Below are 22507 nucleotides of genomic sequence, written 5' to 3' on the forward strand. Positions count from 1 at the left end.
CCCTTGGGGGCGGGTGCCGGACCCGCCGTCAGAGCACGCCCTGGACGTTGAGGTGCAGCCACTTGGGGTCGATGATGTCCGCCGGCTCGATGCCGCCGCTGGTGATGTTGCCGAGCACGGCGAGCCATTTCGGGTTGACGTCGAGGAGGATCGACGGAATGCCGCCCCTGGCACGGTTGCCGGTCACGGTGGCGGTCGTGGCCCGCACGCTGAGCGCGGCCGGGTCCGAGTCTCCGTGCTGACGGAACTGGTTGGCGGAGACGACGGCGTCTCCGGTCATGTCGATCCGCGCCGCGGGGAACTGCGCGCCGCCGGTGAGGGTGTTGGTGGAGACGATCAGGCTGACGTCGTCCGAGGCGTGGGTGAACGCGGTGTTCGGACCGATCAGGTAGGAGACCCTGGCGCCGATGACGGAGACGTACGGGCCGATGTGCGCGGTGCGGAAGGCAGGGGTATCGCCGTCCCCGTCGTCCTCTTCGTGGTCGTCGCCCACCACCAGGCCGCTCCACGGCGGGTGGCCGTCGTAGTCGACGTCCTCGGGGATCCGTCGGCAGACGTTGCTCTCGATGGTGCTGCGGGTGAAGACGCAGACGTGGATGCCGAGGTACCGGTCGCCCTCCATGTAGTTCTCCCGGCCGACCGATTCGACGGTGTTGCCGTGGATCCGCGACTCCCGGCAGGCCAGTACAGCCACGGCCGTCTTTCGTTGCGGCCCGCCGTTCTCCTGGGCGCCGGGGGACGGCGTGGTGACGTTGGAGACCGTGTTGGAGCTGATCAGCGCGTGGTTCGCGCCGACGACACGGATGGCGTAAACGTTCACGGGCGGGTGCCCGTACGGGCGCGGGACGATGTCCCGCAGGGTGTTGCCGACGATGACGGCGTCGGCGGACCTGCCGCGCTCGGTGACCACGATGCCTTCGACGGCTCGTTCGATGGTGTTGTGCGAGACGTCCAGGTCTCCGGTCGGGACGCGCAGGGCGATGCCCGGGCCCATGACCCGGCGGATGCGGTTGCCCGTGATGCGGGTGGTGCCACGCAGTACGCCGGACACGCTCTCCAGCACGACGATCCCGCGGGACGGGCCGGGGTCCGGCTCCGGGGTACCGATGATCGTGTTGTCCCGGACGGTGTATCCGCTCGCCCCCACCTCGATGCCGCCCCCGTCGGCCTGCACATGGTTGTCGGCGATGTCGAAGGAGGCCCGGGGCGAGAGCGCGCCGCACAGGTGGAGACCCGCGCTGTGGGTGAACAGCACCGTGTTGCCGCGGATGCTGTTGCGCAGCACGTGGGCCGCGCTCTCCCGGAACTGCACGCCGGCCGAGAAGCACATCATCCGGTTGCCGACGATCTCCAGGTCGGCCGTCAGCAGGTGGGCTCTGATGCCCCCGCCCTCGCCGCCGTCGTCCAGGTACTCCTGGGCCTCGACGCCGGCCCGGCCGATGATGTCGCAGTCCAGGATCCTGGTCCGCAGGGAGGCGCCGGACAGCTGGATCGCGGTGCCCGTCCCGGCGTCCTCTCCGCCGCCGATCGCCAGCGCCGTCAGCCGCCGGGCGGTGACCGCGGTCGTGACGGCGAGCTGGATCGCCGGATCGTTGCCGATGGAGATGACCGTGAAGTCCTCCAGGGTGACGAAGACCGAGAGACGGATGTCGAAGCAGCCGCTCTCGCCGATGAGCAGGGTGCCGGTGCCGTGCCCGTGGACGCGCACCGACCGTGCCCTCCGCATCCGTACGGGTCCTTCGACGAGGTGGTAGACGCCCGGCGCGAGACAGACCGTGCCGCCGTCCTCCGCGACCGAATCCACCGCCGCCTGCACGGTCAGGACGCCGCTGGCGTGGGACTCGGGGGTGACGCAGACGGTGCAGTCGCCGCAGCCCCCGGCGTCCGGCCACAGGGTGCGGCAGTCGTGCGCGGTGGAGGGGAACGTGACGACGGCCAGGCGTGCGTAGTGGTGGTGGACGCCCAGCGGGGGTGCCGCGTCGAGCTTCTCGACGGTGGCGGTGGTGGTGCGCGCGGTGAAGATCCAGTGGTCGCCCGTGCGGAACACACCGCCGGGCGCGTCGAGTGCCACAGTGATGCCGTGTTCGAGGACGATCGGCACGCTCCCCGTCGGCACCTTGATGGCCCCGGTGGAGCCGGGGGCGTCGAGGTTGTCGACCACGGCGCCCTCCGCACTCCTGACCGTGCCCGTGTGGTCCCAGCGGCGGATCAGCAGGTTCCGCCGGAGCGCCTCCTCGGTCGTCACGACCAGTTCCGCCGGGAGGGGAGGGGTGATGGAGATCGTTCCGTCGCCGTGCAACGTGGTGATCCGGCGCATGTAGCCGGGCCGCTCGTCGAGTCCCTGTTGGTCGTCGAGGATCTCCACCCAGTCGTTCTCACGCAATCCGAGCACCGTGTCCCGGCCTAGGTGCTCGGGCCGCAGCCGGTCCTGCGCCAGGACCTCGACGACCCGCATGGCGACCGAGCCGTTGTCTCGGGACCACTTGAACGTGGCGGTGCCGGCCGCTCCCCCCTCGTGGATCTCCACCCGGTAGGTCTGGTTCTCGAGCCCTCGGTAGTCACCGCTGGGCGGCAGCGCGCACGGGTTGTCGTCCGCGACCACGGGGATCGTGTCGGTGGTGAGCCGGCCGGCGGAGGGGGCGATGACCTCGGCCCACCCGGGGATGTCCTCGTCCGGGGTGCTGCAGTCGACGTCGGGGGTGTCGGGCTCGTGCACGCGGACCCGCCAGACGGTCTGGGCGCGGACCGTGGTGTCGACCCCCACGGCCTCCTCGATCAGGTCCCGCGCCTGGAGCGGGGTGACCTCGCGCTGCCACACGTCCAGATACACCATGTGAGTGCCGGTGGTGGGCAGCGGCGTCGGGGCCGTCCAGTAGGGCTGGTTCCCGTACGGGGTGTCCTCCGTGTGCACCGGGCCCGCGAGCAGCGGGTCGAAGGCGATCTCGTCGCCCGTTCCGTGGTTCTCCGCCATCAGCCCGTCGACGTACATGCGGCCACGGCCGATGGTGATGCCGTCCGCCGAGCTGGTGATCCGGAAGGCGTCGGGGGTCGTACGGGGGACCACGGCGACGCCGGAGAACCCCTCCGTGGCCCCGGGGCTGCCGAGGTCGGCGGCGGCAGCGCGCAGTCTGCGGTCGACGATCGCCACGAACTCGTTCCAGTCGGAGTCGAGCAGCAGTCGGCCCTGCTGCATGACGACGCCGGAGTGGTCGCGCAGCGCGTCGAACCGCACGCGGCTCAGATCGGCTCCCATCGGGAGGCCTCCTTGCTCAGGTCGCGTAGAAGAAGCCCGCTTCGAGTCCGAAGCGGAGGTACTCGTCGAGCCGCAGCAGGAGATCGCTCTCCCGTCGCGGTGTGAACAGCAGATGGGTCGCGCCCATCTCGCTCTCGTCGTCGGCACCCCGCCGGATGGAGTCCGGCGTGGCGGTGCCGAGCTGGGCGTACGCGGGGTCGCCGAAACGGAGCGAGGTGAAGTGCGGGCGGTCGGCGCGGCGGGTACCGGGCGGGTCGGCGGGGTCCGGGCGGCAGCGGTAGCGGCGGCCCGTGCGCGAGCCCTCCGGCACGTAGCTGAAGCGCAGGCAGCCCTGCTGGCGGCGGCGTGCCCACACGGCGGCCTCGCGGACGTCGCCCGGGGCGAGTGCGGCGACGAGCAGGGAGTTGGACGCGTCGAGCTCTTCGGCGTGGATGCCGCCCATGACGGTGCACTCGCGCAGATGGAGGCGGCCGCCGGGCTCGACGCCCGCGCCCGTGGCCTGCGCGTCCGCGTCGGGGACGGTGCGCAGGCCGCCGTCGGGCAGTGCCGGACGCCCGCAGTAGGCGACGGCCGTCGGAGCGGAGGCGTCGACGACGCAGTCGGTGAGCGTGATGTCGGCGCCTTCGACGGCGACGATCGGCCCGAGGACGCATCGGGTCAGCCGCACGGTGGCGAAGGGGTCGAGGACGAGCAGGGAGGCCAGCTCGGGGTGGGCCGGCTGTCCGTCGGCGGTCCGGCTCTGCCCGGGGACCAAGGTGCAGTCGCGCAGCTCCACGGTCCGGTTGCCCCCGTCTCCCTGCTCCTCCAGGACGACCGGTCCCCCGGTGACCAGGAGCCCGTCGAGGACGACCTCGGTGCGCTGACCCATCGCCAGGCGCAGTCCGTCCCGGGCGACGACCGTGGGACGGGCGCCGTCGTCGGCGCGTACCCACACGGCGGTGTCCGGCCTGCCCGCCGCGGCCGTGGTGGTCCGCACCGTGTGCAGGTCCTCGTAGCGGTCGGAGTCGGTGATCCGCAACGTTCCCCCGTCGGCGAGCCCGTCGAGGACGGCCTGCTGCGCCTCCCCGTCGGCGACCTTCCGGTGCGGCCGGGGAGCCTCCGCCCCGCCGCGCGCCGAACCCCGGGCGCCCAGCGGCACGGCGAGGCCGTAATGGTGGGTGGCGACCGGCTTGGTGGTGTCGGGGACGGCCGTGCCGAAGAACACCCGACCGAGCTCGGGGTCGACCGCGACCTTGCCCGCCACGGGCTCGTGCGCCCACGCGCCACCGCCGCCGGGCAGGTCGGACAGGTCGCAGACGGTGATCTCGGCGGACGGTACGGGGGTGAACTCCCACGCACCGGCCGCGTTGCGCACGCCCTTCGACAGCACAAGACTGCGCCCGTTCCCGTACGAGGAGTCGAGGTGCGCGGCCAGCCGGCAGCGGGTCAGCGGCAGGGGGACGTCCTCGGGCTCCGCGAGGTGGGTGATCTCCTCCTCGGTGCGCGGCGCGCCGAAGAGCGTGGAGTCGCTGCCCAGAGTGTCGAAACGGTAGCGGCGCCGCTCCCCCGCGACGTGGGGGGTGAGCGGTGTGCGGTCGAGGCGCACGGCCTCGGTGCGCCACAGGAAGATGCCGACGTTCGGGATGGCGTACCGGCCGGCGCGGCGCGGCGGGCGGGCCGCGATGGCGCGTACGTCGGCGGTGTGGGCCAGGTCGTCGAAGGCCCCGTTCATCCGCGTGCCCCAGGACAGTGCCTCCGCGTCGCGCATGCCGGGAGTGGCGCGGGCGTGGAGCCTGGTGTGGTTCATGTACTGGGTGGTCACGAGGCGTTCGAAGAACTCGACGGCGCGGGCCGGCCAGCCGGTGACGTCCCGGGCCAGCTGCTCCAGTGCCGCGGCCGTGCCCTTGCGGCGGCGGTAGGCGATGGTGTGGGCCACTTCGGCGCGCGGCGAGCGGACCTTGTCCGCCACGCCGTGCAGCGGTCGATAGCCGATGAGGTCTCCGATGTAGGGCGCCGCCCAGGGCGCGCAGGTCTCGATGAACTGGTCGTCGTACAGCTGCTCCAGGTCCTCCTCCAGGACCTCCAGCTGGGTGGCGAGCACGTCGACGAACTCGCGCAGCGCGCCGTCCCTCTCGTCGTCGCGCAGCCGGTACAGCGCCGGCAGCAGGGCGTACAGCCGGTCGGTAGCGGTGGGTTCGGGCTGAGGTGTGGTCACGGCATCTCCTGCAGCCGGTCGAAGGGAGCTTCGGAGAGGGCGAGGAGCTCGGCCGCGACCGCCCTGCCATGGGTGTCGACCGCCGCCTCCGCGGCGACGAGGCGGCGCTCCAGGCCCGGTCTGTCGCGATACAGCAGGTCCAGGTCCACGGCGACGACGCCCGGCACGCTCGCCGCGACGGCCACCACCTGAGAGCGGTGCACCGGTGTGGCGAGGCCGCGGAGGAGCGGCGCGTAGGCGATGCGCAGTGCGGTCTCGACGGTGGCGAGCACGGTCTTCGCCTCGCGGGCGGGATCCACCCGCACCTTGAGGGCCAGCCGGAACCGGGCCTGGCGGGCGGGGAGGACCTCGACGCGGGCCAGGGGGTCGCCGTACCGGCGCAGGGCCGCCGTGAGGTGGGCGACGGTGGCGTCGGGAGCCGCGGCACCGTGGGGTCCGCAGACGCTGACGACGATCGTCCGGCCGGTCCGCAGTCGCAGCACGTCGGCCCGGGCGAGCGAGACCCCGGCGAAGGCGAGCGCGAAGTCGGCGTAGTCGCGCAGCGAGACGGCACGGCCGAGGGTACGGGTGGCGAGCGGCATGGAGTTCCGTGCGTGCCCCTCGTCCTCGGGGTCGACCCCGCCGTCGGCCGCGACCGGGTTGGTGGCGGCCTTGACGCCCAGAGGCCGGTCCATGAGCTGGGACAACCGGTCGGCCGGCAGATTTCCGGCGACTCCGGTGCCTTTGCGGTAGGTGGCACGCACGTTGTGCGAGCCGGAGGGGAGCCGGGCTCCGCGTGCGCCGTCACCGAACGCCACCACCACGGAGCCGTCGGGTTCGTCGCGGGTGATGAAGACCCGGTCGCCGGCCTCCGCCCCATACAGGGTGGGCAGCTCACGCCAGGCGACCTCGTCGGCCCGGACGGTGAGGGTGGAGGCGAAGCCCTGCGGGGTGTCGGCACGGACATGGGTGAGCGGGCCGTGCAGCAGCGGCATGGACTGGAAGGGCCGGCGGGCGTCGCCGTCGCCGAGGACCTGCTGCACGGTCTCGCCGTGGGTGGCCTTCACGACGTTCCCGAACAGCACGGCGGTCGCGCGTTCGTAGTGATGCAGGGGCGGCTTTGTCAGCTCGACCACGGTCCGGTCGCCCTCGGGGCGCACGGAGTGCAGGACGACGACCTCGGCCGCCGGTTCCTCGGTCCCGCCGTCGAGCCGGCCGGACAGGACGAGCCGGCGCCCCGGGAGCATGGCGGTCGCGTCGCCCTCGACGAGAAAGTCGCGTGTGGTCACGGGGGTGGTGTCGGGTGCCTCGACGACCGTGAGGGGTTCGCACACGGCGAAGACGGTCACATCACGCGGTGTCTTGAACTGGTACCCGTCGGCGTGGGTCCCGCCCGAGGCGCGCTGTTCGCCCTTGAGGGTCAGTCGGGTAACGGTGCCCGACACGGCGAACTCCGCCCGGGAGAACTCGGTCCGGTCCACCACCTTGAAGAGTTCGCGATAGAAGGAGGTGTGCTGGTCCACGTGCTCCTGGGACAGCACCACCCAGGACCCGACCCCGACGTCGGGCTGTGATCCGTCGAGGTCGACGACGGTGACGACCTCCCTGAACTCGGATAGTTCGGTCACCGCATCGAACTTCGGCCAGTCCTTGTCGTCCTCATGACCCTCGCCGACCGCGATCACATAGCCGTGGCGGAACCCCGCGTTCATCGCCCGCCACACCGGCGCGTTGTGGCCGAACACCCGCAGCCGCTTGCGCAGCACGAAGGCCTCCGGCCGGGCCGCCGGTTCGTTGTAGGGGGCGTCCGAGCCGAGCCCCCGGTCCCAGCGGACGTACGTGCGCCGGTGCGGCGGGTCCGGCTCGACGGCCGTCACCAGCCGCACGTCCCACCTGTCGTGGGCAAGATCGTCGCTCGCGAAGAGGATCGCGTCGCCGGTCCGGACGGGGAGCGCGTCGCCGTCGAACCAGGCGTCGACGCTGCGCTTGACGGGCGGGTAGGGCTTGGTGGGGACGACTGGCAGGGCGTTCCACTCGGCGCGCGCGGAGAGCTCCTCCACCGTCTCGAACAGCTGGGGACGTTCGCCGGGGCCCGGCACGCTCTGGACCCTGAGCCCGCTGGCCAGGTCGACGGCCGTGGGCGGGGCCGGGGGGATCAGTCCGGGGTCGGGGGGAAGCCCGGTCGGCTGCCCGGCCTGCGGGGGCTTCTCCAGGGAGAAGGCGAGGTGGGTCTCGGCCGCGACGCCGGGCCCGAGGCGGTAGGCTACGAGCCGGCCGAGTTCCTGCAGCGAGACGCGTTCGGTGGCCGTGCGCAGGTACGACTCGTTGACGAGACGCTCGTTGTAGAAGGTCAGGACGTCGCAGACGACGGCCCAGGCGTCGATCATGGCGATCGTCGGGTCGCCCGGGTCGCGGGTGAGCAGTCGGGCCAGCTGGGGCCGGCTCGCGTCCGAGAGCGCGGTGACCATGCTCGACCGGAAGTCGCCGTGCACGCCGCTGCGATAGGCGATCTCCGTGAGCCCGGGCCGGTTGCCGAGGGTGCCGGGGGTGCGCGCGGAGGTGCCCGAGCAGCAGCCGCAGGTCCCGTCGGTTCCATCGGTTCCGTCGGGGATCGTCGCGGTCATCGGCCGCCTCCCAGGGTGAGGTCGAGCATGCCGCGCTCGGGGAAGTTCGGGTCGTTGTCCAGGCGGGCGATCTCCAGGCGCCCCATCTCCAGGACGCCGCTCTCCAGACCGCTGGTCTCCGGGAGGCGCTGCCGCTGGAAGGTGTGGACGTCCACGGACTCCACGCCGGGCACGGCGTGCACCTCCGCGAGGACCGTGGATAGGTGCACCGGCCGGCCGAAGGTGAGGCGGTCCGGGTGGAACAGACCCCGGCCGCCGCCCGGCAGGGTGGAGTCGCCGAGCCGGGCGAGCACCTCCGCCCCGACGTCGGATCGCAGATGGGTGCGCTCCACGCACACCCGCAGCCCGATCTCCAGCGGTACGAACACGGGACCGTCCACCTCCAGGTCGTACCCGGCCAACCGGTACCGCTCGAGCCGGACGCGCAGGTCCCGCTCGAAGGCCGCGTCGACGGGCTTGCCGCCCCGCCGGTCCGCGGTGACGAACACGCTGTGCCAGGAGCCTGTCCACCGGAGGGTCGCCGCCGCGCGCTGCACGGCGCCGACGCGTTCCGTCACCTCGGCCCAGTCGGCCTCGGTGACCGCGCGTTCCTGCGCGGCGAAGGCCTGGGGGGCGTCGCGGCGGATCTCCCCCGCGGACTCGGGGTCGGTCCCGCCGGCGGCGGGCAGCGGATTGCACACGGATTCGACATCGTCGATGTCCGTCACCGCGTGGGTGATCGACTCCGCGCCCACGTTGCCCGCGCGCCCGTTGCCCACCCGGTACCGGGCGAAGAACCGTGTGCCCTCCTTGGGGCGCATCCCGTGTTCGTCGTCCCCGAACCGCAGCCGTACCGTCCCATCGTGCTCGGCCTCGACGGTGAAGTCGACGGCCGCCGCCGTGCTGTCCAGCAGGTCGGGCCGGACCTGCCAGTCCCGGCGGTCTCCGCCCAGGTCGCCGACGAGGTCGATGGCCGGCCGTGCCACGCGGGGCTCGGCGGCGGGGACGGCCGACGCGGGCAGCGGCCGCTCCGACACGAGCAGTTCGTCCCCTGTGAGGGCGATGCGCAGCACGGTCGTGCCGTCGCTGATCGACCAGAGGGGGTCGGCGCCGCGGACGGTGACCGTCTCGCCCGCCGGCTGCCGTCCGTGGGCGCCCAGCAGTGCCCGCAGTTCCTCGTCGTAGGTGAGCGCGGTCAGCTCGGCAAGGAGCGCGGGGGTGGCGCTCTGCCGGAACAGGGTCGGGGCGGGGTGGGCGTTGGCGTGTGTGAGCGGGCCCCGGGCGAGCATGGGGCGGTAGCGGGCCGGTACCGGGCTCGGCAGGGTGACGCCTCCCTGGCCCGGTCGATCCACCCTGTGGAGACGGGGCCCCGGGACCTCGCCGAGCGGCTCGCCGATCCCTCCCGGAGCGGGGACGGACTGCCCGTGGTCGGCGAGGACGATGTTGCCCCAGGCGCGCGCTGTCTCCAGGGCGCCCTTGACGACGCCGAGGCAGAGCGGAAACGGCAGGGCGTCGTCCTCGTGCCAGGCGATCTCGGTCACCGGCAGCGGGCCGGCGGTCGGGGGATTCTCGAAGAGTCCGCCCGCCAGGTCCTCGGACTTCCGGACGTCGACGAGGCGGACGGCCCACCGCCGGGTCGGGTCGGCGTCGACGTCCCGTCCGGTGGTCGGCGACACGGTCTCGGCGAGCACCAGGACGTCTCCGGCCCTCAGCTGTGGATGGGAGCCTCGCAGCGTCGCCGATGTCGCTCCCGTAGGCAGGCAGCAGCCCTGGTCGCCCCACGTGTGGAAGCGCATCTCGGCCAGATCGGCGTGCAGGATGGCCGCTTCGACGGTCTCGAAGACGACCGGCCGGCCGGCAAGGGCGGCCTGGAGTTCCGCGGACCCGGGCTTCACCCGCGCCGGCACGTCCGGCACAGTCGTGAGGAGCGGGGTGCCCACGGGCAACTCCACCGTCGTGCCGGGCTTGACGCCGATCCGCACCCAGACGCGGGCGTTGCATCCCTCGTGGACGCGGTAGTCGACGAGCCGGGCGTGCCGCCGCAGCGAGATTCTGCTCCGGGCGGTCCCTAGGTAGGCCTCGGTCGCGACGGCGTCCTGACGGTAGGACAGTTCGTCGGCCGCGTAGGCGAGGAGCTCCACGAGGGCCGTTCCGACGTCCGCCGGGTTGCGCTCTGTCCACTCGGGTGCGAGCAGCGAGATCCGGTCCAGCATCAGCCGCCGGAATCCCTGGTAGTCCTTGGCGAGGTAGTCGATGGCGGGGGTCGCGGGCGGCTCGGGCACGCACACGTCGGCCGGGGCGCAGTCGAACTCGCTCGGGCACTCGACCTTGAACGCGAACTCGGCCTCGGCGAGCAGCGAGTCGAAGCCGGCGGGCGGCAGGTCCGAGGCCGGGTCGGCGACGAGCCGCAGCCGGTAGGTGGAGAAGTCCCCGCGCTCCGCAGTGCGGACGACGAGTACGTGGTCGGGTTCTTCAATGCCGACGACCAGCTCGGGCGGCATGTCGGGGTGGTTGCCCGCCGCGGCCCAGTCGACGGTCACGGCCGGGATGCGTTCGCCGCCGTCGATGACGACGTTGCCCCGGCTGAGACCGGTGGGCACCGGCCGTACGAGGCGGACGTACAGGACGCGTTGGCGCAGATCCGGCGTGGGCGCGGCGGTGTCGAGGACCTCGATGTACTCGATTGCGTTGAGGTCGCTGAGGGCGCCGGCCTGCTGGAGGGCGAGCAGGCGGTGCGGCTTGGTGCACGGGAAGCGGGTCACGGGCGGCCGTCCGGGATGTGGAAGGTGGCGACGGCAGGGGTGCGGGTGCGCAGCACCACGTACGAGACGGTGATCAGCAGGGCGGAGTCGACGGCCTCCACCTCGACCCGGTCGGCGGTCAGGACCTGGCCCAGGTGCCGTTCGAGGGCGCTCTGCACGAGGTACTGCGCGGTGGCCGCCGCCTCGGGGCCGCCCGGTTCGAAGACCAGTTGCAGGAGCCCTGCCCCGAAGTCGGGCCGCATCACACGCTCTCCGGGCGAGGTGAGCAGCAACTGCTCGATCATGTCGCGCACGTGGTCGTCCGGATCGGTCGTCGCCGTGCGGCCGCTGCCGCCGATGTCGTAGGGATGATCGATGGTCATGCCGACTCCCTCATGAGGCGATCGCCCGGGTCTGGGCGGCCAGCGGGGTGAGTGGGGTCCCGGTGGGGGTGCACATCGAGGTGCCGGACTGCAGCGCTACGGGTGTGCCGCCGGCGAGGACCCGTACGGCGCCGGCGAGCCACTGGGCGGTGACGCACGGCGGCGTGGGGGTGCCGGTGAGCCCGCACCCGGCCACCACGTACGGGGTGGCGAGGGTGACGACGGGCTGCCCCGAGACGGTCACCCGGGGGAAGGGGGTGGTCGGCGTGGCCTGTCCGGCGTGGGTGCACAGGACGGTGGCGCCGAGGTGGAGGATCGGTCCTGGCATCGTTCACACCACCGTCAGCGCGCCGAGGTTGATGTCGGTGGTCGGACCGGTCATGGAGATCGTCGCGCCCTTGCCGTTGCTGATGACGATGCCGACGTCGCTGACTGAGATCATGGCCCCGGTCGCGGTGGTGATCAGGATCCCTCCTGTCGGCCCCGGCGCGTCGCTGATCACCATCCCGTTCTTCAGCGTGGTCTGCAGGGTGATGCCGCCGGGCGGCACCGTGCGGGACAGCAGGGGGACCTCGGCCGGGCTGCCCCAGTAGCCGCCGACCCAGATCGGGTGGTCGGCGTCGCCGTGCTCGTACTCGATCCAGACCCCGGAGCCGATGGGCGGCACGGTGAAGACGCCGGTGTTGATCCCGGCGAGGGGCAGGCAGGGCATCGCCCACGAGGACACGCTCGGCGACACGTCGGGGACGAGGGCCTGGAGCCGGCCCATCTGCAGCGGGTCGACGTTGTTGACGACGGTGCCGCGGTACTTGCCGACGTAGCCGGTCACGGTAGGGGTCTGGGTCTGAGTCATACCGGCACCGCCGGGACGGTCGAGACGACTCCGTTGCGGGCAAGCGAGAACGTCTGGGTGTACGAGCCGCGCCGGATGTCGTGCGTGACGCGGGTGACGTAGTAGAGGCCATCGAAGGCGGTACCCGCGCCGCGCACCCCCACCAGCCTGCGGGAGCGCAGGACATGGCCGTACTTCGCGACGTCGAGGGTACCGGTGCCGAACACGGCGTCGGAGTGCTGGGCGGCGTAGGCGACGCCCTTCATCACGGCGGCGAGCGGGCTGAGGTTCGCGGTGTCCGTCATGCGGTGCAACTTCGGCGGAAGCGGGGGGACGAGGCCGAGCGGCGGCCGGATGGGGGCGATGTCGGGGATGGGCAGGTTCAGCGGGGCCTTGCTCGTGCGTTCCTGGATCGCGACGATGGGAAGCTCCCTCTTCTCCTTGTCGAAGGTGAAGTTAAGGGTGGCGACGTTGTCGTGGGCGGCGTCGAGACCGACGTTGAGCGCGGGCTGCGGCGCTCCGAGCCGGATCTCCGGTCCCCAGTACGCCTTGCTCACCCCCGGCACCGGTCCGGGTTCGATGTAGAAGACGTGGCCGACCTCCTTGGCGAGGGCCGTGACGTAGGCGTAGTCGGTGCCCTGGTGGACGGGGATACGGTCGACGGGGATGGGCACGTCCTCCAGCAGGCTCGGGATCACGACGGGCGCGCAGCCCAGTGCCGCGTACTTCGCGAGGACGGTCAGGGCGCGCACCGCCGGCGACATTGCCGGGTAGGGCAGGCCGTCGAACGGCACCAGGTCCATGACACAGCTGAGGTCCTTGCCCTTCACATGGAGCACCGACGTGGGTCCGGCCGCCGTCATGTCCTGGTGGGTCACGACGCCGTCGACGAGGACTTCGGTGACGCCGCGCACCGTCACCGCGACGACGCAGCGGAACACCGGCACGGTGACCGGGAAGAACGCCTGGACCGGGGAGTCCTTGGGGATCGAGAAGTTCAGCTCGAATCCGCTCTGCGCGTCCCCGGCGCCGCTCTCGACCTTGAGACCGGTCAGCGCGTCGATGACGAAGCGCGGCGCGGGCACGGGGACGGCCGGGCCGAGGAACAGCTGCAGCCTGACGGGGCCTGGGGGCAGGTCACGCATCCTCGGCTCCGGGCACGCCCTCGGCCAGGGTGATGCGCAGCCGGCGCCCCGGCGGCAGCGTCATCCGGGCCGGGTCGATCACCCCGTTGGCGTCGGCGAGCCTCCACCACAGCTCCGGGTCGCCGAGGAGTCCGGCCGCGAGCAGATCCCGGCGGTCGCCCGCTGTGGTCGCGTACTCGTGGAGCAGCGCGAAGCGCTCCGGAGACGGACACAGCCGGCGGCGGAAGTACGGGACGGGCGGCGCGGGTTCCTCGCCGGGGTCGGGCGGGCGGACGTGGGCCGTGACGCCGACGCCGGCGTAGCGGCTGGTCGGCGGCAGCGAGACGGTGGGCACGGCACCGGCCGCGAGGAGTGCCTGGAGCGGGTCGGGCATCTCAGATCACCTCAAGGCCGAGTGCGGACAGGGCGGCCGAACCGGCGCGGGCGGCCAGCGCCTCCTTGTTGCGCAGGTGGCCCATGAACAGCGCTCCGCCGCGGTGGCCGAAGCCGAGGTCGTCGACGGACAGCACGCGCATGCCGAGGGTGACCTTGGCGCGGATCGGGTTGAGCGAGGTGTCGAAGGCCTCCTCGGCGATCGACAGCTCGGTCACGCGGACCGGTACGACGCGCTGTCTGCTCCACACGAAGAGCGTCAGCGGCGTTTCCATGGGTAGGACCTCCAGCATGCCCCTGGCGGCCAGGGCGTCGTTGTCCACGAGGGCGGTGGCCCGCGGGTTGACCAGCAGTTCCAGGGCGGCGAGCTGCGGGTGGATGCCGAACTCGACCGTGGCCGGATTCTCGGCCGGGAACTCGAGCCGGTCCGTCGCGTCGATCTCCGCCTCCAGGCGCAGCGTCTCGACGGCGACGCCCTTCAGCCGCAGTGCCTGGCCGGCGTCTCCGCCCGCGGCCTGGACGGCGACCGTGCGGGTGAGAGCGTCCGGGTTGTACTGGAGCGCGATCGTCCGCAGGGCGCGACCGGTGGTCACGTCCACTTCGACGAGGCCCCCCTTGACGACACGGGGCGAGATCACCGTCCACCTCCCAGGGCCGTCCAGATCGCCGTCGCGGCCTGCGCCCCGAGCGCGGCGGCGCTCGGCGCGGGGGTGCGAGCGAGCCGGGGGCGCACGACGGGGACGGTGCGCCCGGTGAGAACGGCGGGGTCGGCGCCGGCCGCGAGGGCGCTGAGCGCCCGCTCCAGGCCGGACACCACGGAACCGGCCTGGGCCGGTGTCAGGCCGCGCAGAACGACCTCGTCGACGACGATCCGCACCCGCGGCGGCCCGGCGCTCATCGCGCGTCCCCGGTACCGCGGAGGAAGTCGCCGAGGGACAGCGAGCCGACGCTCGCTCCCGACCCGCCCCGGGAGACACCGTCCGGCTCCGGCGGGGCGGGCGCGTGCGCCGCCGGAGGGACGGCGCGGATCTCGACCCTGCCGATGGTGATCGTGACGGCGGGTGCCGGCTCCGTGGTGGCGACGACGGACGGGGGCGCGACGGGACGGGGAACCACCGTCGGCGGGCTCGGGGCGGGGACCACCACGGGTCGGGCGACGGGGACCCCGCGTGCCTCCTCGCGCCGCGTCGGCCGCGTGGGGTCCTGATCTGGGGCCACGGGGCGGCGGCGAGGTCGCCGCTCACTCGGCTCCGGCCCACCGTGCGGGGCCGGGGAGGTGCCGCCGTCAGCGGAGGAAGGCAGCATGGCCGGTGCGGCGGCCGACGGGGTCACGGTGGTCGTGGGCGGGGCTGAGACGGGCGGGGCAAGCGGCCGCCGTTGCGGCACGGCGCCCCCCTTCTCCACGAAGCGCTCGTCACCGGTGGGCGCCTCGCGCCGCACGGCGTCCGCGACGGGGGCCGGCGGAGGCGGGGTCCCGAGGGCGGAGTGGACCACGGGGGGCGAGTCGTACAGCACGGCCGGGGGTACGGAGACGGGCAGGCCGTCGGCCCGGCGCAGGCCCGTCCAGGTGCCCCGACCGGATGCCTCGCCGTCCCACGAGAGCGCGGCCACGTCCCCTACTTCCTCCGGCGTGGCGTCCTCGCCGGACCCGAGGGGTTCCCGGGACGGCCTCTCGGCGGCGGGGCGGGGCGGCAGGAGCGGAACGGTGGCGGGCAGGCGACGCCGTCCGGTGGCCCGGGAGGCGAGCCGGTGCAGCAGATCGGTCATGGCAGTTCCCTTGTGGCAATGCGGAGGTAGCTCGCCCGTCGCGGTTCGCTCAGCGCGAGCACCTCGGTCTCGGACCAGCCGTAGGAGCGGGCCAGTACGTCGACGTCGAGCAGCAGTCGTAGTCCCCTGGACTCGACCTCGGCCCAGACGAAGGAGGCCACGTCGAAGTCGGCGGTGAACGTGCGCTCGCAGTCGGGGCACTTGAGGTCGACCAGTACGTCGGCGAGCGGGTCCGCGGACGACATGGCCTCGGTCAGCGCCGCGCGCACCGCGTCGGGCAGGTCGACGGCGACCGGCACCGTCGTGCGCTCCTCGTGACGCAGGCTCAGCAGGCATCGTTCGAGCAGCAGCAGCGCGCCGCGGTCCGGGTCGTCCGCCTCGGGCTGCTCGGCCACCGCCTGGAGATCCCGGTACGAGAGGCACCGCCAGACCATTTCGTACCCTCCGTGCAGCAGGGGCGGCGGAGAATCGACGATCTTGTCCTCAAGGGCGAGCAATGCCTCGGTCGTGGCCTGGAACTCCACCGTTCCGCGGCATGCCGGGCAGCCGACCGTGGCCGCCATCCGCGGACCTGCCAGTGCGTTCCGCAGACGCAGCAGCAGTGCGGTGACGCGTCCGATGGGCCGCTCGGCCGGCGGAACGGAATCGGTGTCGTCGTCGGCCGCCGTGGCCAGGGCGAGGGCACGCGTCTCGGGGGACGCGTCCCGGCACTCGTCCCAGAGCCGCAGTACCTCTCCCGCGGGCAATGCGCGCACATTCACTCCTACGGCTCGACGAACGACGGCTCTTGCGGCTCGACCACGTCCACGTCGCGTTCCCAGCCCTCGTGTTCGAGCTTCAGCGTCTGGATGGCCACGGCGTTGGCGTTGGAGTCGAGTTCGGGGAGGGACTGGAACTCGGAGACCCAGGCGCGGAAGACCTTGTACGCGAGGACCAGCTGGCCCGCCTCGTTGTACAGCTCGATGATCAGGTCCTTGCGGAAGTCCTTGAGGGAGACCTCCGCGCCGAGCCCGGAGCCGAAGTTCCAGACCTTGTTGGCCCACCGCTCGAACTCGACGTCGTGCGTGACGCCGCGGGTGAAGGTGATCGCCTCGTACTTCGTGCGGCCGGGTGACTTGCGCGCGGTGGACGGGTCGGCGCCGTCGCGGTGCTCGACGACCTCGGTGGTGCGCTTGAGGGCGCTCACCTTGCTCACGCCGGCGACGTAGCGACCGTCCCATTTCACGCGGAACTTGAAGTTCTTGTAGGGGTCGAAGCGCTGGGCGTTGACGCTGAACTGTGCCATGGGGTCGCCTCCTAGGCGGTGATCTGGCCGGCGATCTGCTGCAGCCGGAGGACGACGAACTCGGCGGGCTTGAGCGGAGCGAAGCCGACGAGGATGTTGACGACGCCGAGGTTGATGTCGGCCTGGGTGGTGGTCGTCGCGTCGCATTTGACGAAGTACGCCTCGCGCGCGGTCTTGCCCTGGAAGGCGCCCTGCCGGAAGAGGTTGTTGAGGAAGGCACCGATGTTCAGGCGGAGCTGGGCCCACAGGGGCTCGTCGTTCGGTTCGAAGACCGCCCACTGGATGCCGCGGAAGAGACTCTCCTCGATGAACAGGGCGGTGCGGCGCACCGGCAGGTACTTCCATTCCGAGGCGCCCCGGTCCGCGCCGTTGCGGGTGCGGGCTCCCCAGACGACGTGTCCCGCTCCGGGCGCCAGCCTCAGGCAGTTCACGCCGACCGGGTTGAGCCGCCCGATCTCGCCGTCCGTCAGCGGCAGGGCCAGCTCGGTGACTCCCGCCAGGGTGGCGTCGAGCCCGGCCGGAGCCTTCCAGACGCCCCGCTCGGCGTCGGTCCTGGCGATCACACCGGCGACGGCTCCGGACGGGGCGAAGGACATGACCTGGCCGTCCCGGAGCGGGTCCGGCTGGCGGACCCTGGGGAAGTAGACGGCGGCGTTCTTGCTGCTGGTGAACGCGTCGGTGCCACTCTTGGCCAGGTCCACGGTCGTCCAGCTCTGGGGCGGGTCGAGCACGACGACCGCACGCCGCGGCTGGGCGTAGGCGATTGCGGCGGTGACGACTGCGGGGTCCACGTCACGGTCGCCCAGTTCACCGGCCCCCGAGTAGGGCGGGATGACGAGCAGGTTGAACAGGTCGGCGTGCTCCAGGGCGTAGATGCCCTTCTTGTCCGTCTGGAAGTTGGCTCCGGTGGCGATGTCCGCGGCCCCGATCGCCCCGCCGTCCTTCCCTCCGGTGGCGGTAGCCTCCACCAGGGCGGCGCCCTGCGGTTGGGTCGGGAGCGGCGCCTCCACCCTGACGAGCTGCGATTCGGCCGCGAGCACGATGTCCACGCGGCGGGCGGCGTCGGGCGCGATGGAGACGTTGCGGAACACCTCCTTGACCCCGGTCGCCGTGTCGAGGGCGGTCAGGTTGAACAGCGCCGGGTCCTTCGTGCCGTCGTCGTTCAGCCGGACGTCGTCGTCCACGCTGACCTTCAGCTTTGCCCCCCAGGCGCCGGGCGAGGCCGCGCTGAGCTTCAGTTTCTTCTGGCCGGTCCCGAGGCTGACGGCAGCGGTGTCGTTGGCCTCGGCGGCGTGGACCCGTACGACAAGGGCGACGCCGCCGCCCTGCTGGAAGAAGTCCCGTACGGAATAACCGAGATGGCTCTCCGACCAGAGGCCACCGAAGGTGCGCTCGAAGTCGGCGTACGAGGTCAGGGTCACGGGCCTGTGGAGCGGGCCGCGCAGGGCGCGGCCGACGAAGGCCGTGATCGAGGTGGGGACACCGGTGATCGTGCGTACGCCGCTGGGCAGCTCTTCCACGTACACGCCGGGATGGGCCAATTGCACCGGCATCTGTTTTCCCTCCGCCAGGTCGACTGTTGCCCATGGCTTATCCCGTAGGTGTCACCACGGCGTCACCGCTCGATCACCGACGGGGCCGCGCGGAGGCACCACCAGCCCCCGGGCCAGCGCCGTGAGCTGCGCGGAAGGCCGCAGCCCAAGTTCCGCGTCGAGCTGTCTGCGGAACCACTCGTAGTGCCGTACCGCGTCGACGGCGTTCCCCTCGGACACGTGCACGGCGATGACCGCTCTGCTGGCGCTCTCCCGCAGCGGCTCCAGGCGAACGGCTTCGAAGGCCAACTCCAGGGCCCCCGCGTGCCTGCCCTGTGCGGCCAGGCACTGGGCTGCCGCCTCCAGCGCGTGCAGCCGGAGTTGGCGGGTGTGCTCCTGCTCGAGCAGCACCCACTCGTCGTACCACCCCGGGAGCAGTTCCCCGCCCCTGAGCAGCCAGGCGTAGCCGTCGTCGTCCACCGGCGGCGGCTGGGCGTCGGCGGTCGGGCGCAGTATCCGTCGGACGCGGTCGGTGAACTCCCGGTTGTCGACGACCGTGTCCGGTGCCAGGGCGACGTGCGTCCCACGGGTGACCACCAGGCCGGGTGCCGCCCGGTTCACCCGCCACACGGCGGTCCGCAGGCTGGCCTGCGACTTCTCCTCGGGCACCTCGGGCCACAGCGCGGCCGCGGTCGCCGATCGGCTGGCGCCGGTACGCAGTGCGAGATAGGCGACGAGCCGCTGCCCGCTCGGCGGCACTGCGACGGCACTGTCGACGCGCCGCACGGCGAACTCGTCGAGGAGCCGGATGGTGACCGGGGAGGCGGCGACGCTCGGTTCGGACATGAAGTTCCTCACGCAGAGTTACGATCGAGCGGTTCGATCGCAGAACGTAGCCGAGAGGCAACGGGAACGACCCGCCGTCGCGACCTGGCTGCCGCCTCCTGGCGCGAGACGTACGGGCCCATGGCCCGGTCTCAGGCGTCCGGAATCTGCTGTCGGGTGTCGACGTACCGGGTGAAGGCCTTCCGAGGGATCAGGTTGACGACCCGGTGGCGCTCCGTGGTGCGTCAGCCGGCCGCCGTGTCGGCGGGGCGAGGCCGTCCTCCAGGAGGAGACGGGGCTGCCAGCGCCGTTGGCGGCGACGGTCCAGACGTCGTCGGTGTTCCCCCGGGTCCTCCGCGGCACCAGTACCTAGTACAACCAAGCCGTGCAATCGGGCTCGTCACCGCACATGACGGTTGTCGAGGTCGAGGGGAACGGGCGCACGCGACAGCAGGGACGCCTCGCTCGGACGCTGGCGGCCGGGGGACGCGCGAAGCTGTGGTGCTCATGGCGAGGGGCGGGCGTCCGGGCCGACGAGGTGGAGGAAGCGGTCCGACAGGGCGTGCAGCCACCCGGCGCGTTCCGTGACGATCTCCTTCAGCCGTACGTCGTCGCTGCGCGCGACGAGGTGGCCCATGTAGCGCTCGTTGAAGTGGGCGTACTCCTGGTGCAGCGTGCGCAGCGCCTGCGCCACGCTGTGCTCGGGAGCGCCGACGAGCCGCGCGAGCGGGGCGGAGTACTGCTTCCACCGGCCCTCGACGGCCTGACGGAGCAGGCCGTCGAGTTCACCGGCCCGGCCGATGACGCGCCGCAGCTCGGCCGGCTCGATGCCCAGGGCGTCGGCCAGCAGCAGGGTCTGCCGATCTTCGGCCGCCGCTAGCTGATCCGTTCGGCCAGGGCTAGGATGATGCCGGAGAGGCCTCGGAGGTAGCAGAAGCGGTAGATGTTCTTGTACTGCGCTACCTCGCCGATTAGTTCGGCGCCTGGGGGCGTAGGCGGGCGGGGTGTCGTCGATGTCGTCGACGGCGAACATGACACGGTGCAGGCCCAGCGTGTTCGGCGGCGGGTTGTGCGTTCCGTCGCTGATCGCCGCGGGGGTGTGGTACTGCGCGAGCTCCAGCTTGCCGTGGCCGTCCGGGGTCCGCATCATCGCGATGTCGCTGCGGACTCCGCCGAGTCCGACGGCCTGGTCCGCGAAGAGGCCCTCGATCTGCGCCTTGCCTTCGACCTCCATACCCAGTTCGGTGAAGAAGGTGACGGCGGCATCCAGGTCTTCGACGACGATGCCGACGTCGTCCATCCGCTGGAGCGTCATGGCGGTTCTCCCTCTGCGTTGCACGGCCCTTTGAGGCCACCGGTAAACCGATGAAGGAGCCGGCGGCCCGTTCTCGACACCGTGAACGGGCTGAGCTCCAGGGACCCGCGGGAGCCCTCTATCGGGCATCCGAATGTGGCACTCCCACAGGGTCCGGAGAAGCGTCGAACTTGGCCTCGAAAGCGAGCCCGCCGGGCAGCGTCCCCGGCCAGAACGGCTCGGCGAACGTCCGGCGCGGGCAGCCCGCCGACCCGCGGATGAAGCGCCGGACCACCAACCGGATCACAAAGCCCTGATCAGCGAGCGGAAGGGTCTCCAGCCTGCGCTGGTAACGGTCGTGGACCCGGTCCGAGAACGGCTGCAGTCCGGACATGCAGCCCCGGCCGCGTGGCCTCTCGCCACCACCCGACCGTGCCGAACGCGGACGTGACGGCCTCGACATCCACCTCGTCGATCTCGGCGAACCCAGCGAGTCCCAGAACGGTGCATCGGTCTGCATGACCAGCACCATCACCGTCCACAACCAACCGCAGCAGCGGCCGGCAGTCACCTGAGGGAGTGTCAATCGAACATCCGCATAACGCGCTGCGACCACTCCCCAAGAAGTCGTCATAGCCACAGGGCAAGCTCCTGGCCGCCGCGTGCTCGTTGGGCTCGGGTGCGGGGGCGGAACTTGGGTTCCTTTCCGCAGCCACAGGGTGCCCGGCCCTCGTAGCGCAATCCGGCATTCAGGACCGCAGCTACGACGGTCCATGCCTTGGCATCCCGACGTCGTGGTGCTGCGAAGTCGTGGCCGACCCAGGCCATTGGCTCGGAGCATCGGAGGCATCGGTGCCTGTCTAGGCCGTGTTTTAGGAAGCGCGGGCGGCCAGCCACTTGGTGAGGTCGCCCGCGATGCGGTCGTTGCTGGTCTCGACGGTCACGTCGTGTTCGCGGCGGGTGGTGTCGCGGCGGACGATCTCGTATCCGCCCTCGTCCAGGACGGCGACTGAGGCGAACCAGGCGGGGTCGTCTTGGTCGGGCTGGATGACGACGAAGGTGTTGTCGAAGTCGTTGAGGTCGCCGATCAGCATGAACAGGGCGTCCTCGGACGGGTCGTCGACGTGGTCGCCGTTCTCGCTGTCGGCGCAGTAGTACCTGGCGGCCACTGAACCCTCCCCATGCGTGTGCTGCCCAATGCCGTGATCAGGATGGCATGGCCGTGCGGGCGACCGCTGGTCACAGCCACTGGTGGATCGCCGCTATCTGGACCGTCGCCTCGAACCGGACGGCGAGCTTGTCATACCGGGTCGCGACCGCCCGGTGCTGCTTGAGGCGGCTGATCCCGCACTCAACTGCGTGGCGGGCCTTGTAGTCCTCCCGGTCGAAGGCCGGCGGTCGGCCACCGGCGCGGCCACGGCGCTTGCGGTTGCGGACCTGGTCGGCCGGCTCGGCGATGGTGCAGCGGATCCCGCGTCTGCGCACGTAGGCACGGTTGGCGCGCGAGGAGTACGCCTTGTCACCACGTACCCGCAGCGGCTTGCGCCTGGGACGGCCACCGCCGACCTTGGGCACCCGGATCGCTTCGAGGACCGGCTCGAACTGCGGACTGTCACCCCGCTGCCCCGCCGTGACCAGCAACGACAACGGCTTCTGCCCCTGCTCGCACGCCAGATGGATCTTTGTCGAGAACCCGCCCCGCGACCGACCCAGCCCGTGGTCCTCCGGCTCGGTCGCGACCCCTCCCGGGGGCTCCTTCTGCCCGGCCCCGTCCCGGCGGGCACCAGCAGCATGCTGATGGGCTCTGCAGACCGTGGAGTCGACGTTCACCTCCCAGGTGATGAGCCCGGCCGCATCAGCCCTCGCCTGCAACAGGGTGAGAATCCGGGCCCACACACCCTCGCGCTGCCAACGGCGAAAGAGCCCGTAAACGGTCTGCCAAGGCCCGTACTCGTGCGGCAGATCACGCCACGGAACACCCGTCCGAACCCGCCACCGAACTCCATTGACCAACCGCCGCCGGTTCCCGGACCTGCGGCTCACACCCGCCGCAGGCAGCAACGACTCCAGCACCGACCACTGCTCATCAGATCCCCACGCCCCACACCATGATCATCACGGCGCGAGGCGTGAACCGGAACCCCGATCTAAAACACGACCTAGTGTTCTGAGTCTGGAATTCTGTTCAGATAGCTGGCGAGGCGTTCAAGGATCTCGTCCGCAGTCTTGGTCCACACGTAAGGTTTCGGGTCGCTGTTCCACGTGGCGATCCAGTCGCGGATGTCCTTCTCCAGGGCCTGGA

Annotated in this window: 21 protein-coding genes and 2 pseudogenes; 2 read left to right on the forward strand and 21 right to left on the reverse strand. The window is 71.8% G+C overall.

The window, feature by feature from the left end:
- Positions 1-28: 28 nt before the first annotated feature.
- The 17 genes from ACFUJR_RS05770 to ACFUJR_RS05850 all read right to left on the reverse strand — a co-directional run bounded on the left by ACFUJR_RS05770 (position 29) and on the right by ACFUJR_RS05850 (position 19605).
- Positions 29-3253, reverse strand: coding sequence for a DUF6519 domain-containing protein (locus ACFUJR_RS05770; protein WP_383166193.1), 3225 nt, complete (start codon positions 3251-3253; stop codon positions 29-31).
- A gap of 16 nt (positions 3254-3269) precedes the next feature.
- Entirely contained in the window at positions 3270-5447 is a 2178-nt protein-coding gene (locus tag ACFUJR_RS05775) for a hypothetical protein (protein WP_383166196.1), read from the reverse strand.
- Positions 5444-8050 carry a baseplate J/gp47 family protein gene (locus tag ACFUJR_RS05780; RefSeq protein WP_383166199.1) on the reverse strand — a complete coding sequence of 869 codons (2607 nt, stop codon included), beginning with the start codon at positions 8048-8050 and terminating at the stop codon, positions 5444-5446. Before ACFUJR_RS05780 ends, ACFUJR_RS05775 begins: the two co-directional genes overlap by 4 nt.
- The gene (locus ACFUJR_RS05785) at positions 8047-10791 is read right to left on the reverse strand and encodes a putative baseplate assembly protein (RefSeq protein ID WP_383166202.1); all 2745 of its coding nucleotides are present in this window, start codon (positions 10789-10791) and stop codon (positions 8047-8049) included. Before ACFUJR_RS05785 ends, ACFUJR_RS05780 begins: the two co-directional genes overlap by 4 nt.
- Positions 10788-11153: a GPW/gp25 family protein gene (locus ACFUJR_RS05790; RefSeq protein ID WP_383166205.1), complete on the reverse strand. Its 366-nt coding sequence runs from the start codon at positions 11151-11153 to the stop codon at positions 10788-10790. Before ACFUJR_RS05790 ends, ACFUJR_RS05785 begins: the two co-directional genes overlap by 4 nt.
- 10 nt (positions 11154-11163) lie before the next feature.
- Positions 11164-11481 (reverse strand): hypothetical protein, encoded by a 318-nt coding sequence (locus ACFUJR_RS05795; protein WP_116164941.1) that lies wholly within the window; start codon positions 11479-11481, stop codon positions 11164-11166.
- A 3-nt stretch (positions 11482-11484) separates the two neighbouring features.
- Complete coding sequence (locus ACFUJR_RS05800; RefSeq protein ID WP_383166208.1) at positions 11485-12006, reverse strand: phage baseplate assembly protein V; 522 nt, start codon at positions 12004-12006, stop codon at positions 11485-11487.
- Positions 12003-13130, reverse strand: a complete 1128-nt coding sequence (locus ACFUJR_RS05805; protein ID WP_383166210.1) for a hypothetical protein — start codon at positions 13128-13130, stop codon at positions 12003-12005. The genes ACFUJR_RS05800 and ACFUJR_RS05805 overlap by 4 nt, the downstream gene beginning before the upstream one ends.
- Positions 13123-13503, reverse strand: coding sequence for a LysM domain-containing protein (locus ACFUJR_RS05810; RefSeq protein WP_383166213.1), 381 nt, complete (start codon positions 13501-13503; stop codon positions 13123-13125). Before ACFUJR_RS05810 ends, ACFUJR_RS05805 begins: the two co-directional genes overlap by 8 nt.
- Before the next feature lies 1 nt (position 13504).
- Positions 13505-14140 carry a hypothetical protein gene (locus ACFUJR_RS05815; protein ID WP_383166215.1) on the reverse strand — a complete coding sequence of 212 codons (636 nt, stop codon included), beginning with the start codon at positions 14138-14140 and terminating at the stop codon, positions 13505-13507.
- Entirely contained in the window at positions 14137-14400 is a 264-nt protein-coding gene (locus tag ACFUJR_RS05820) for a hypothetical protein (RefSeq protein WP_383166218.1), read from the reverse strand. Before ACFUJR_RS05820 ends, ACFUJR_RS05815 begins: the two co-directional genes overlap by 4 nt.
- Entirely contained in the window at positions 14397-15269 is an 873-nt protein-coding gene (locus tag ACFUJR_RS05825) for a hypothetical protein (RefSeq protein WP_383166221.1), read from the reverse strand. The genes ACFUJR_RS05820 and ACFUJR_RS05825 overlap by 4 nt, the downstream gene beginning before the upstream one ends.
- Complete coding sequence (locus tag ACFUJR_RS05830; RefSeq protein ID WP_383166223.1) at positions 15266-16024, reverse strand: hypothetical protein; 759 nt, start codon at positions 16022-16024, stop codon at positions 15266-15268. Before ACFUJR_RS05830 ends, ACFUJR_RS05825 begins: the two co-directional genes overlap by 4 nt.
- 8 nt (positions 16025-16032) lie before the next feature.
- Positions 16033-16554 carry a phage tail protein gene (locus tag ACFUJR_RS05835; protein ID WP_383166226.1) on the reverse strand — a complete coding sequence of 174 codons (522 nt, stop codon included), beginning with the start codon at positions 16552-16554 and terminating at the stop codon, positions 16033-16035.
- Positions 16555-16565: 11 nt separating this feature from the next.
- Positions 16566-18107 carry a phage tail sheath family protein gene (locus tag ACFUJR_RS05840; protein ID WP_383166229.1) on the reverse strand — a complete coding sequence of 514 codons (1542 nt, stop codon included), beginning with the start codon at positions 18105-18107 and terminating at the stop codon, positions 16566-16568.
- Positions 18108-18158: 51 nt separating this feature from the next.
- Entirely contained in the window at positions 18159-18932 is a 774-nt protein-coding gene (locus tag ACFUJR_RS05845; RefSeq protein WP_383166232.1) for a BTAD domain-containing putative transcriptional regulator, read from the reverse strand.
- Between the two features lie 484 nt (positions 18933-19416).
- Positions 19417-19605, reverse strand: a complete 189-nt coding sequence (locus tag ACFUJR_RS05850) for a hypothetical protein (protein ID WP_383166235.1) — start codon at positions 19603-19605, stop codon at positions 19417-19419.
- Positions 19606-19608: 3 nt separating this feature from the next.
- Here ACFUJR_RS05850 and ACFUJR_RS05855 point away from each other — a divergent pair, with 3 nt between their 5' ends.
- A complete protein-coding gene (locus ACFUJR_RS05855) occupies positions 19609-19791 on the forward strand; it encodes a hypothetical protein (RefSeq protein ID WP_383166238.1) in 183 nt (60 codons plus the stop codon).
- On the opposite strand, the pseudogene ACFUJR_RS05860 reads toward ACFUJR_RS05855, so the two are convergent.
- Positions 19788-20226, reverse strand: a pseudogene (locus tag ACFUJR_RS05860) (VOC family protein). The gene ACFUJR_RS05855 and the pseudogene ACFUJR_RS05860 overlap by 4 nt on opposite strands.
- 371 nt (positions 20227-20597) lie before the next feature.
- Between ACFUJR_RS05860 and ACFUJR_RS05865 the strand changes: the two are divergent.
- Complete coding sequence (locus ACFUJR_RS05865) at positions 20598-20780, forward strand: hypothetical protein (RefSeq protein WP_383166241.1); 183 nt, start codon at positions 20598-20600, stop codon at positions 20778-20780.
- 297 nt (positions 20781-21077) lie between these two features.
- Here the strand turns inward: ACFUJR_RS05865 and ACFUJR_RS05870 are convergent, their stop codons facing one another.
- The 3 genes and pseudogenes from ACFUJR_RS05870 to ACFUJR_RS05880 form a co-directional block, all read right to left on the reverse strand.
- A complete protein-coding gene (locus ACFUJR_RS05870) occupies positions 21078-21374 on the reverse strand; it encodes a hypothetical protein (protein WP_383166244.1) in 297 nt (98 codons plus the stop codon).
- A gap of 70 nt (positions 21375-21444) precedes the next feature.
- The gene (locus tag ACFUJR_RS05875; protein ID WP_383166247.1) at positions 21445-22278 is read right to left on the reverse strand and encodes an IS5 family transposase; all 834 of its coding nucleotides are present in this window, start codon (positions 22276-22278) and stop codon (positions 21445-21447) included.
- 86 nt (positions 22279-22364) lie between these two features.
- Positions 22365-22507 (reverse strand): annotated as a pseudogene (locus ACFUJR_RS05880) (IS630 family transposase); the annotation flags it as partial.

The sequence above is a fragment of the Streptomyces sp. NPDC057271 genome, assembly GCF_042668715.1.
Classification (GTDB): domain Bacteria; phylum Actinomycetota; class Actinomycetes; order Streptomycetales; family Streptomycetaceae; genus Streptomyces.